Genomic DNA, 11,948 nt, shown 5'->3' with positions numbered 1-11,948 from the left:
TGACCATTAAATATTATCTCCCTTAAATTTTCACCATAATTTTATTTATCGTAAATTCAAAATTCACCAATTTAAAAAAACGATACATGTCTAACAACCGCCGTAAATTCATACAACAGGTCACAGGCCTTGCAGGAATTGCAATTTTGCCCTCTGCATTTTATTCATGTTCAGGGAAAATGAACCCGCGTAATCATTCAAACGCAGCAGATATAAAAAACTCATTTTTCGAGATCTCTCTTGCACAGTGGTCATTGCACAGAACACTTCGTAGCAAAAAAATAGACAATCTGGATTTTCCGGTGATAACCAAAAAAGAATTTGGTATCAGTGCAGTGGAATATGTTAACACCTTTTTCAAGGATAAAGCAAAGGACACCGCATACCTGAACGAATTACTGAAACGCTGCTCTGATAATGGTGTAAAAAATCATCTGATCATGTGTGATGGAGAAGGCAATTTAGGAGAACTCGATACCACAAAGCGCACTCAGGCTGTAGATAACCATAAAAAGTGGGTAGAAGCTGCCAAATATCTGGGCTGCAGCTCTATCCGGGTGAATGCTTATGGGGTAGGCAGCGCAGAAGATGTACAGAAGGCAGCTATTGAGGGTCTCGGACTTTTAGGTGAGTATGCTGTAAAAGAGAATATCAATGTCATCGTTGAAAACCATGGAGGATATAGCTCAAATGGTTACTGGCTTTCGACCGTAATGAAGAATGTTGGCATGAAAAATGTAGGTACCCTACCAGACTTTAATAACTTTTGCCTCACTCGTGATAGTAAGAATAAATGCATTGAAGAATATGATAAATATAAAGGTACTTATGAAATGATGGCTTATGCCAAAGCGGTAAGTGCAAAATCTATGGACTTTGATGCACAAGGTAATTGCATCGAAACCGATTATAATAGAATGCTTAAAATTGTTAAGGATTCAGGATTTAAAGGCTATGTGGGGATTGAATACGAAGGGGAGCAATTGGGAGAATATGAAGGTATCCTTAAAACCAAAGCCCTGCTTGAACGTGTACGTGCAACGATGATATAGGCATTTTTAATAATGGGAATAGGGAATGGGAAATATGAAATTTTCCATTCTCAAACTTCAGTCTGAATTCTTAATTACCCGGTTTTATTTTTTAAAACTTTTACCAGATTGATTGTTAACCCTTTATTAACCAAAAATGACTATGAAAACTTCTATTAAATTAATGAGCGCAGTATCCTTACTGGCTCTCGCATCCTGTAACAATGGAGGCAAAGTTGAACCCGGAACCTATGTAGATCTCAATACCGGAGATTCAATTATGGTTATTGCCGACCCGGAAACAGGCTATGCCATCAACAGTGAAACCAGGAAGCCGGTTTATCTCTACGTTAACAACAATAAGGACACCATCTTCACTACCGGTATTATTGTAAACGATAAACTTATTGCTTCAGAAGGAGGATACTATGATGTGGATGAAACCAAGGTTAAAATTGATGATGAAGAAATAAAGATCAAATATGACGATTACAAGAAAAAAGTTGATGGTGATGACTATAAAATTAAAGATGGTGATTACAAGATCAAAGTTGAAGGTGATGGTGATATAAAGATCAAAGATGGTGACTACAAAAAGAAAATTGATGAAGACGGCGATGTAAAGATCAAAGACGGCGATTCAAAAACAAAAATTGAAGACGGAGTTGTCACAAAACAAAAAAATTAAATTTCATATATAAAAATTAAGAGAGTATTACAAATGGAATATTTGTTATGTGGGATTGAAGAACATTCTTTTCTGATAAGCAAAACACGCCACATTGCTTTCTAATCATTAAGCCTTTTAAAACTAAAAAAAATGAAAAACATTAAATCAATTCTATTTGCTGTGATTATAAGTTCAGCTTTTATAGGATGTAACAGCGATAAAAAGAACGATATGGATGGCGATTCAACGATGGCTACTGAGTCTGAGTATACCGAAGCTGAAGCCAGAGTCGTACCCGGGAATTATACGAATCTGAATACCGGAAAGACAGTTTATATCATTATGGATCCACAAACAGGATGGGCTATTGACAGTATTGAAAGAGTTCCTGTAGAGTTCTATACCAATAATGCGGGTGATACTTTATTTCAAACAGGTTTGGTTGTGAATCATGCGCTCATGCAAGCAGATGGTAAATGGATGCTTGATGAAACAAAAGTTAAACGCGATGGTGATAAGATCAAAATTAAATACCCGGATGGTGCTAAGATCAAAATTGACGGAGATGAGATGAAGATGAAAGATGAAGACGGTAAAGTGAAGATAGATGGCGATAGTGTAAAGGTTAAGCCTAATAATTAATACAAGGTAAACCCCATTTTTACAAATAAAAAACCTCCTTTCGGAGGTTTTTTATTTAGTCTGGAGTTTCAACAATTTTCAACTGTCAATTCTCAACTCTCAATTAACTAAGGTATTTCCCTACAATCGGCAGTCTCCTGCCCATCCCAAAAGCTTTAGGAGACACCCTTAATATTGGTGGTGCCTGATTTCGCTTAAATTCGGCAACATTAACCATTCGTAGCACCCTTTTTACAAGGCTTTCATCAAATCCCTGTTCAATTATTGCTGCGGAGCTCTTCTTAAGTTCGATGTATTGAAATAATATTGCATCCAGAATATCATATTCAGGTAGGGAATCTGAGTCCTTCTGTCCGGGGCGCAGTTCGGCTGAAGGCGGTTTGGTAATACTATTCATTGGGATAATTTCCCTTTCGCGGTTAATATAATTTGACAATTTATATACCTGTGTTTTATAAACATCCCCAAGTACCGCAATAGCACCTGCCATATCTCCGTATAGGGTGCCATAGCCTACAGCACACTCACTCTTATTAGAAGTATTAAGCAATATGTATCCAAACTTATTCGACATCGCCATTACAATAATTGCCCGGCTCCTTGCCTGGATATTCTCTTCAGCAACACTAAAAGGCAGGTCTTTAAATACCGGCTTCATCATATTTTCGAATGCTGAAGCTGCTTCCCTGATCGGTATGATTTCATGTTTACACCCCAGGTTCTTAACCAGATCCAAAGCATCCTGTACAGAATGATCAGTAGAAAACTCTGATGGCATTAGCACTGCCATCACATTTTCAGGGCCAAGAGCTTCTGCGGCCAGGACACATACAAGGGCCGAATCTATACCACCTGAAAGTCCGAGTATGGCTTTGCTGAACCCTGATTTCTGAAAATAATCCTTAATTCCGAGTATCAGCGCATCATGAACCTGATGAATATCATTCTGGGCATCGTGAACTTTGGGTTCAAAGCCTTTCACTTTTCGGCCTTCAAACTCATATATCTTCAGGTCTTCAGAGAAATAGGCCATTTCATCCAAAAGCATCCCGGAATCATCGAAAGCCAATGAACCACCATCGAAAATGATTTCAGTCTGCGCTCCGACCTGATTTACATAGAATAGTGGTAGTTTGTATTTCCGGCAATTATCTCCGAGTATCCGCACCCTTTCTTCATCATGATTATATGCAAAAGGAGAAGCGGCAATATTTATCATCAGATCAGGCTTCTCTTTGATCAGTTCATCCATGGGGCAAATTGTGTACATCGGATTATCATTGATGTTCCACAGGTCCTCACAGATAGTCAAAGCAATTTTATGCCCCATAAAATCTACACATGCAAAATCTACAGAAGGTTCGAAATAACGGTATTCATCAAAAACATCATAATTGGGTAATAAAGCCTTGTTTACAATTGCCTTTACCTTTGTGTTCTCAATGAACCAAGCTGAATTGTAAAGATCCTTCCCTTCGATTTTAGGATTTGGAGTTGGCAGCCCCAGGATACAGGCAATATCCGTACAGGCAGCTGCTATTTTCTTTGCTGATTGCTCAGACAGTTCTATAAACTCAGAAAATTCAAGAAAATCCCTGGGTGAATAGCCACATACAGACAACTCTGCAAAAACTACCAGATCAGCACCCTTTTTTCGGGCATCCTGAATAGTCTCGATTATTTTCTGTGTATTGTGTTCAAAGTCGCCAATAATGTAATTTAGTTGAGCAAGCGCAATCTTCATCCCGTATTTCGTTAATATGAAAGGCTATGAATTTTTTCCGGCCAATTTAAGAAGAGGGTCCGTAAATATTTCATGAGCATTTTTATAATTTAGCAGATAATCTGTATCCATGAGACACCTTCAAATTTACCTGTTTTTTTTTATATGCCTTGCAGCTCTTTCCTGCAATAACAAAAAGTCACCTGATATCAGCAAGATCAAAGTCAGTATTCCTATTGAGCGGTTTGACCAGGAACTCAATAATGTAAATCCTGGTTCTATTGAAGTAAAAGCTCCCGATCTCAGAAAAAAATATACCTGGTTCTACGATGATTATATGGAAAAGATGATCAGCGCAGGATATACCAGAGACACGGCCTATTACAGCAATCTTCGTACAATACTTGGAAATAAGGACTACCTCGAACTCCGGTCAACAGTAGCCCAAACATTTCCTGATTTGAATAAGCAGCAGCTCGAACTTGATCAGGCATTTAAGTATATCCGCTACTATTACCCAAAGCAGAAATTTCCCCGTCTCATCAGCTTTATTTCGGGATTTGCAGTACAAACCCCCATCGGTAATGATTATATCGGAATTGGTCTCGACATGTTTCTGGGAAAGAATGGCGACCGGTTCTATCCGGCTTTAAGACAGAGCATTCCTCAATACATTTCCAGAAGATTCAGTCCGGAGAATATTAGTCCCCGGGTAATTGAGGCCTTCATCCGTGAAGAGATGTTCCCTGAGAATGATTCAGATCGAAATCTGATATCAAAAATGATCTACAATGGCAAAATTCTATATTTCATGGACGCCGTTTTAGCTGACACTCCTGATATTCTGAAAATAGGCTATACCACAGAACAGCTACAGTGGTGCAAGGATTCTGAAGCCGGAATTTGGGCATACTTTCTGGATAATGAACTTCTGTTCGAAAGCGATTATCTTAAAATTCAAAAATATCTTGCTGAGGCCCCTTTCACTCCCGGAATCGGAGAAAACTCCTCCTCGGCTCCTAAATTGGGGGTCTGGACAGGTTGGCAAATCGTCAGACAATACATGGAAAAGAATCCGGATATTAGTCTTCAAGAACTAATGCTTGAGAAAGATGCGCAAAAAATTCTTGCCGGATCTAAATACAAACCAAGAGATTAATGGCTTAAGGAAATGAAAATAGGGCTGGTACTATCCGGAGGGGGAATACGAGGTGTAGCACATTTAGGTGTTCTCCAGGCACTTACAGAAGCTGGGATTAAATTTGACATGATCAGTGGAACCAGTGCAGGCTCGATTGTTGGCGCACTTTTCGCACAAGGTATTGAACCTGCCGAAATTCTTAAGGTCTTTATGAAGACCCATCTTTATAAATACATCAGACCTGCTTTCGGGGCTAAAGGACTGATGTCACTGGATAAAATCAGAACTCTTTTATTGGAATACCTTCCGCACGATTCATTTGAAGGCCTCAAGATTCCTACGGTTATTACCGCTACAAATTTTAATGAATGTAAAGTAGCCTATTTCCGTTCCGGTGAATTAATTAATCCCATATTAGCTTCAAGCGCTATACCTGTCTTTTTTAAACCAATCCATATGGGCGGAAAAATTTATATCGACGGTGGTATTTTAAATAATTTCCCGGTTGAGCCAATACGATCAGAATGCGATTTTATTATCGGTTCATCCTGTAACCATCTGCCTGAAGCTGATAGAATTGAAAGCTATCGCAGGCTCGTAGAACGGTCAATAATCATGTCAATCAATTCAGACATGGCCGTGAAAGCAGAATATTGTGATGTAATAATCGAGCCCCATGGTATGGGGGCAACCAGTGTATTTGATGTTAGAAAAACTGAAGAGATATTCTGGTTATCTTATGAAGCAGCTTTAAGAAAACTGAAAACAGACTCTAAACTAAAAAGTCTGCTTGCCGCAAAATAAAAAAAGGCCCATAACCGCTAGGATATGAGCCCTTCACCTTAAAACAAGTTTATTTTAATATTTTTAAAACTGATCTTAAGCAGATTACAATTCCAACAACCCAAATAATGTTCGACACGATGTCGATCATAGGCCATGTACCGGTAAAACGTAAAAAGATACCGATAAGACCGATTACTATACCTACCGTAATAGTGGTATAATGTGAAGGATCGTTAGCTTCAGCGGTAGAGTTATTGTTGTTTGATGTGTCTTCCATTTCCTTTTATTGAGAAAGTATAAATTTACAAATCTATTTTACAGTTCAAAACTGAATCTGCTAAATATTAGCCATTCGATAAAGCAGCAGCACCACTTACGATCTCTGTCAACTCAGTTGTAATAGCAGCTTGCCTGGCCTGGTTGTAAGAAAGTTTTAAAGCTTTCAATAAGTCGCCCGCATTTTCAGTTGCCTTATCCATTGCAGTCATACGTGCACCATGCTCGGAAGCATGGGAATCAAGAACAGCTTTATAAACCTGAGTGTTGATTGATTTAGGGATCAGTTGTTCAACAATCTCATCCTGTGAAGGCTCAAGTATATAATCAACCTGTGTTGTTTTTGCTGTAAGGTTATCCGATTTAGGTACAGGTAACAATTGCTCGGTTGTAAGGATCTGTACAGCAGCATTTCTGAATTGATTATACACCAGTTCAACCCTGTCATAGTCACCTTTTGCAAAAGCAGTCATCACCGATTCAGTAATCTTAGAGGTATTTTCAAAACTCAGATCACTAAATAATTCATTGTTATTCCCAACAACAGTATATTTTCTCTTCTCATAAAAATCCTGAACTTTTTTACCGATAGCAACAATGTGAACATTGCCCTTACGGAGTTGCTCTGAATATTTTTCTGAAATCAGATTATTGGTCGTCTTGATCACATTCATATTGAATGCTCCTGCAAGACCCCGATTAGATGAAATACTGATAATCAATACTTTATTCGGCTCACGCTCCTGAGTATATGGAGAATTGGAACCGTCCATGCTTGCTGAAAGATTTGAAAGAATGTCTTTCATCTTATTTGCATAAGGACGCAGCTGAATAATCGCACTGGTTGCCCGTTTCAACTTTGCTGCAGAAACCATTTTCATGGCCTTGGTGATCTGCTGAGTCGAGCTGACAGATGCTATACGATTTCTTACTTCTTTTAAATTAGCCATTTTAAGGAGTACAAAGTAGTGAGTTTGAGTAGTGAGATTTGTGTTTCTCAATACTCAATACTCAATACTAATATCTTTTAATATTTATCACTTAGCTCTTTCGCTACTGTTTCCAGAGCACCTGTAATAGCATCATCAAGTTTACCGGCTTTTAAACCCTGTAAAGCTTCCGGATGACGTTGCTCCAATTGCTGGATGAATTCTGCTTCAAAAGCTTTCACTTTATTAACCGGAACATTTCTCATCAGGTTCTTGGTACCTATGTAAAGAATTGCAACTTGCTTTTCAACTGTCTCAGGAGAGAATTGTGCCTGCTTTAACAATTCCACGTTACGCGCACCTTTATCCAAGACAGATTTAGTAGCCGCATCAAGGTCGGAACCGAATTTTGAGAAAGCCTCTAATTCACGGTACTGAGCCTGATCAAGTTTCAAGGTACCTGCAACTTTCTTCATCGATTTGATCTGCGCATTACCACCCACACGTGATACCGAAATACCTACGTTGATAGCCGGACGAACACCTGCGTTGAATAAGTTAGACTCAAGGAAGATCTGACCATCAGTAATCGAAATTACGTTGGTTGGAATATATGCAGAAACGTCACCTGCCTGAGTTTCAATGATCGGCAGAGCAGTTAGGGAACCACCACCTTTAACGATATGCTTAATTGACTCAGGAAGATCATTCATTGACTGTGCGATAGAGTCGTTCTGATTGATCTTTGCCGCACGCTCCAGTAAACGGCTGTGCAGGTAGAATACGTCTCCAGGATAAGCCTCACGGCCCGGAGGACGACGTAATAAAAGAGAAACCTCACGATAAGAAACAGCCTGCTTTGAAAGATCATCATAAACGATCAATGCAGGTCTGCCGGTATCACGGAAGAACTCACCAATTGCAGCACCAGCGAAAGGAGCATAGAACTGCATTGGAGCAGGATCAGCAGCAGAAGCCGCAACAATCACTGTATATGGTAATGCACCATTTTCTTCCAATACTTTTAATATTTGAGCTACCGTAGAGTTTTTCTGACCGATGGCCACATATATACAGAATACAGGCTTGCCTGCTTCATAAAATTCCTTTTGGTTGATGATAGTATCAATACAAACCGCAGTTTTTCCAGTTTGACGATCACCGATCACAAGCTCACGCTGTCCGCGACCAATTGGAATCATCGCATCAATTGCCTTGATACCAGTTTGCAATGGCTCAGTAACCGGCTGACGATAAATTACACCCGGTGCTTTACGCTCCAATGGCATCTCATAAGTTTCGCCCAAAATTGGTCCTTTACCATCAATTGGCTGACCCAGTGTGTTAACAACACGGCCAAGCATTCCTTCACCAACTTTGATGGAAGCAATTTTATTGGTACGTTTTACTGTAGCACCTTCTTTGATCTCATCAAAAGCGCCAAGCAATACAACACCCACGTTATCTTCTTCAAGGTTTAATACGATACCCTGTAAACCGCTTTCAAATTCAACCAGCTCTCCTGATTGAACCTTAGTTAAACCGTATACACGTGCGATACCATCACCCACCTGTAACACGGTGCCAACCTCTTCGAGTTCAGCCTCCGACTTAAAGCCCGACAGTTGTTGTCTTAAAATCGCCGAAACTTCATCTGGTCTTACCTCTACCATAGTAGTATTTTTTGAGTTTTATATTGTAAATCTTACGCCCCCTACCCCTATAAGGAAGCAATCAATAGCCCTTTAAAGGATTTGGGGTTATTTAGTTATTTTCAAATTCCTTTTTCAGCTTATTCAGCTTGCTGGATAAACTGGTATCAAACTGCTTATCGCCAACTTTCAGAATAAACCCTCCAATCAGATCAGGATCAACCTGAGCCGAAAGGATAACCTCACCCTTTGTTGCCTGCTTCACCACATCTTCTATCTGAGCAATATTTTCTTTACTCAATGGAGAAGCTGAGGTTACAGTAGCCTTTACCACATTTTTAATGATGTTGTACTGACTGATAAATTCCTTAGCTGTTGCATATAAAATTTCTGAACGACCCTTCCTGATCACAATATGGAAAAAAGAAAGAATCATCTTATGCAACTTATCACCAAATAAGCCATCCAGAATATTTGCCTTTTTTTCAAGGCTTATAATCGGATTCTTTAGAATTGCCTGTAAAGCAGGATTTTCTCTGCATGTTCCGAGAAACAACTCAATATCCTTCTTAACCAGTTCAAGAGCATTCTGCTCAACAGCCAGGTCAATGATAGATTTTGCGTAACGCGATGAAACTTGTATTTCTGACATATTGTATTAGTTGTTGGTTGCTAGTTGTTGGTCGTTTGGCCTTTCCATTGTTAAGTCCTACTCCCATTCTCCACTCTCAACTCTCCATTCTCCACTTTCAACCCGATAGCTATCGGGTGTCAACTTAATTAAGTTTTACTTCCTTCAACAGGTCATTTACAAGAGCCTGTTGTTTATCCTGATCCTCCAGTTGCTTGCGCAATACTTTCTCAGCAATAGCTAATGACAAGCTTGAAACCTGATTCTTGATCTCTGCCATAGCAGCAAGCTTTTGGTTCGTGATCTCGTCTTTTGCTTTTTCGATCAATTTAGTTCCTTCAGTCTTAGCCTGATCTTTCGCATCATTGATGATCTGATCTTTAATTTCTTTGGCTTCTTTAAGGATGTTGTCTCTCTCTAAACGTGCTTCTTTTAAAAGATCCTCATTCTCGCTGATTAGCTTAGCCATTTCAGCCTTCGCCATTTCGGCTTTCGATAAAGCATCCTCAATTGAACGCTCACGCTCATCAAGTGCCTTTACAATCGGCTTCCATGCAAACTTGCTTAAAAGGAAGAACAGTATTAAAAAAGCTACTGTTGACCAGATAAATAAACCCGGATCCGGAGAAACTAATGGATTTAATGCCAGTAATGTCATTTTGTTATATTATTTAATAAATCAATCAAAACAATAAAATAAGGCCGGTGCCAATCGCACAAGCCTTATTTTTTTAGTTTACTTGTCCTGTTCCTAAGAACGCAACAACCACTGCAAACAGTGCTACCGCTTCAACGAATGCTGCTGCGATTAACATTGCTGTTTGAATTTTAGATGCTGCTTCTGGCTGACGAGCCATACCTTCCATGGCTTTTCCACCAATGTTTCCGATACCAATGCCTGCTCCGATAGCAGCTAATCCTGCACCAATACCAGCGATACTTCCTACGATCATAATCTGATTTTTAAATATATATTAAACAAAAAATAAATTCATATTAATGCTCAGCATGCTTCTCTTCAACTGCCATCCCTATGAATAAGGCCGACAGAATTGTGAAAATAAATGCCTGAATAAAACCTACCACTAGCTCGATCACACTGATAAAAAGAACAAACGGAACTGCAATACCTGCAACAAGAACCGACTTTAAGATAAAGATCAGAGAGATCAAACTTAAAATAAGGATGTGACCTGCAGTAATGTTTGCAAATAAACGAATCATCAGAGCGATGGGCTTGGTAAACAAACCAATGATCTCAACCGGGATCATTAATGGATATAACCACCATGGAACATGTGGGGTAAATACGTGACCCCAGTAATTCTTGTTACCATTTACAGTTGTTAAAATAAAGGTACAGAGTGCTAACATCATAGTCACCGCAATATTTCCAGTTAAGTTTGCACCTCCCGGGAAAAAAGGAATCAATCCCATCAGGTTATTCAACCATACAAAGAAAAATACCGTTAATAAATAGGGCATAAAACCTCTGTATTTATGGCCTAATTGTGGCTTGGCAATATCGTCGCGGACAAAGATGATGATTGGCTCTAGAATAGACTGCAAACCTTTTGGGGCTTTACCTTCACGCTTCTTGTAAGCATTTGCAACGCCGATAAACACCACAAGCAAAATTGTAACTGAGATTAACAGAGAAACCACATTCTTGGTAATTGAAATATCAAGAGGCTTAGTATTCATGATCTCCCCCTTGTTGTTGTATGCGATGTAAGTTCCATCTGCACTTTTTACCGATTCCGGGTAGTAATACTTTCCATGATAATAAACCAATTTAGTCCCATCCGCATCTAACAATTCAGTCCCATGATCATTATGTCCAAACTTATTGGAAAGAAAACTAACCAATCCATTATCAGTCCACAAAATAACCGGTAAAGGAAGTGCTACATGACCAAAAAAGTGCCATTCGTGCGAATCCGCGATATGATGAAGAATTACCTTTGAAATATCTTCTTCTTTTTCTGGTTTAGCATCATGTGCCTCTGCTGCTGTAGCATGTGCTGTATCTGATGATGCATGCTCCTGAGAAAAAGCGGAAAAACTCAAAAACGAAAATAAAACTGCACAAATAGCTACGCTGAAGAATTTTTTTGAATTGAAAATATGGCTCAAATCCATTTATTATAAGGAATTTACTTAAATTTTTGGTTGCGCAAGTTACATAACAAACAATATATTTCAAACACTGTATGAAAGAAATATAGATAAAAAAAATTGATGATAAATTTAAAGGGATCAACCGGGTTTGCGTTGATGTAAACAAAGGCTATTATCATGCAAAAAAGCAACTTTATAGTAACACTGCCAAGCAATGCCTGACCGGATGCTTTATCGCTGATTCTCATCCTCCAGGAAGCCAGGAGATAGATACTTAAGGTTAAAATTTCAAATATCCAGAACAGGGCCCAGAATTTTGGAATCAGGAACTTAATTTCAGGATAAA

The 11,948-nt window shown here is 39.0% G+C and carries 13 protein-coding genes; 5 read left to right on the top strand and 8 right to left on the bottom strand.

Features of this window, described 5'->3' with window-relative positions:
- Positions 1-86 precede the first annotated feature (86 nt).
- The 3 genes from Q8M41_RS01450 to Q8M41_RS01440 all read left to right on the top strand — a co-directional run bounded on the left by Q8M41_RS01450 (position 87) and on the right by Q8M41_RS01440 (position 2,343).
- A complete protein-coding gene (locus Q8M41_RS01450) occupies positions 87-1,052 on the top strand; it encodes a sugar phosphate isomerase/epimerase (protein WP_305363456.1) in 966 nt (321 codons plus the stop codon).
- 142 nt (positions 1,053-1,194) lie between these two features.
- Positions 1,195-1,719 (top strand): hypothetical protein, encoded by a 525-nt coding sequence (locus Q8M41_RS01445; RefSeq protein WP_305363455.1) that lies wholly within the window; start codon positions 1,195-1,197, stop codon positions 1,717-1,719.
- 132 nt (positions 1,720-1,851) lie between these two features.
- Positions 1,852-2,343 (top strand): hypothetical protein, encoded by a 492-nt coding sequence (locus Q8M41_RS01440; protein WP_305363454.1) that lies wholly within the window; start codon positions 1,852-1,854, stop codon positions 2,341-2,343.
- Between the two features lie 103 nt (positions 2,344-2,446).
- Here Q8M41_RS01440 and Q8M41_RS01435 read toward each other — a convergent pair whose 3' ends face one another.
- Positions 2,447-4,087 (bottom strand): NAD+ synthase, encoded by a 1,641-nt coding sequence (locus tag Q8M41_RS01435; RefSeq protein ID WP_305363453.1) that lies wholly within the window; start codon positions 4,085-4,087, stop codon positions 2,447-2,449.
- Positions 4,088-4,196: 109 nt separating this feature from the next.
- Here Q8M41_RS01435 and gldB point away from each other — a divergent pair, with 109 nt between their 5' ends.
- Together gldB and Q8M41_RS01425 are read left to right on the top strand one after the other, a co-directional pair.
- Positions 4,197-5,225 carry a gliding motility lipoprotein GldB gene (gldB, locus tag Q8M41_RS01430; protein WP_305363452.1) on the top strand — a complete coding sequence of 343 codons (1,029 nt, stop codon included), beginning with the start codon at positions 4,197-4,199 and terminating at the stop codon, positions 5,223-5,225.
- Positions 5,226-5,237: 12 nt separating this feature from the next.
- A complete protein-coding gene (locus Q8M41_RS01425; protein ID WP_305363451.1) occupies positions 5,238-6,011 on the top strand; it encodes a patatin-like phospholipase family protein in 774 nt (257 codons plus the stop codon).
- A 49-nt stretch (positions 6,012-6,060) separates the two neighbouring features.
- Here Q8M41_RS01425 and Q8M41_RS01420 read toward each other — a convergent pair whose 3' ends face one another.
- The 7 genes from Q8M41_RS01420 to atpB form a co-directional block, all read right to left on the bottom strand.
- Positions 6,061-6,270 carry a hypothetical protein gene (locus Q8M41_RS01420; RefSeq protein WP_305363450.1) on the bottom strand — a complete coding sequence of 70 codons (210 nt, stop codon included), beginning with the start codon at positions 6,268-6,270 and terminating at the stop codon, positions 6,061-6,063.
- A gap of 67 nt (positions 6,271-6,337) precedes the next feature.
- Positions 6,338-7,219, bottom strand: a complete 882-nt coding sequence (atpG, locus tag Q8M41_RS01415; RefSeq protein ID WP_305363449.1) for an ATP synthase F1 subunit gamma — start codon at positions 7,217-7,219, stop codon at positions 6,338-6,340.
- A gap of 77 nt (positions 7,220-7,296) precedes the next feature.
- A complete protein-coding gene (gene atpA / locus Q8M41_RS01410; protein WP_305363448.1) occupies positions 7,297-8,871 on the bottom strand; it encodes a F0F1 ATP synthase subunit alpha in 1,575 nt (524 codons plus the stop codon).
- Positions 8,872-8,962: 91 nt separating this feature from the next.
- Complete coding sequence (gene atpH, locus Q8M41_RS01405; RefSeq protein WP_305363447.1) at positions 8,963-9,502, bottom strand: ATP synthase F1 subunit delta; 540 nt, start codon at positions 9,500-9,502, stop codon at positions 8,963-8,965.
- Positions 9,503-9,626: 124 nt separating this feature from the next.
- Positions 9,627-10,139 carry a F0F1 ATP synthase subunit B gene (locus Q8M41_RS01400; protein ID WP_305363446.1) on the bottom strand — a complete coding sequence of 171 codons (513 nt, stop codon included), beginning with the start codon at positions 10,137-10,139 and terminating at the stop codon, positions 9,627-9,629.
- 73 nt (positions 10,140-10,212) lie between these two features.
- Entirely contained in the window at positions 10,213-10,431 is a 219-nt protein-coding gene (gene atpE / locus Q8M41_RS01395; RefSeq protein WP_090705041.1) for an ATP synthase F0 subunit C, read from the bottom strand.
- A gap of 46 nt (positions 10,432-10,477) precedes the next feature.
- Positions 10,478-11,551 (bottom strand): F0F1 ATP synthase subunit A, encoded by a 1,074-nt coding sequence (atpB, locus tag Q8M41_RS01390; protein WP_370870419.1) that lies wholly within the window; start codon positions 11,549-11,551, stop codon positions 10,478-10,480.
- Positions 11,552-11,948 lie beyond the last annotated feature (397 nt).

The sequence above is a fragment of the Daejeonella sp. genome (assembly GCF_030684675.1).
In the GTDB taxonomy this organism is placed as follows: Bacteria; Bacteroidota; Bacteroidia; order Sphingobacteriales; family Sphingobacteriaceae; genus Daejeonella.
The sequence above is the reverse complement of the archived record's forward strand: the minus strand, read 5'-3'. Positions and strand labels throughout refer to the sequence as shown.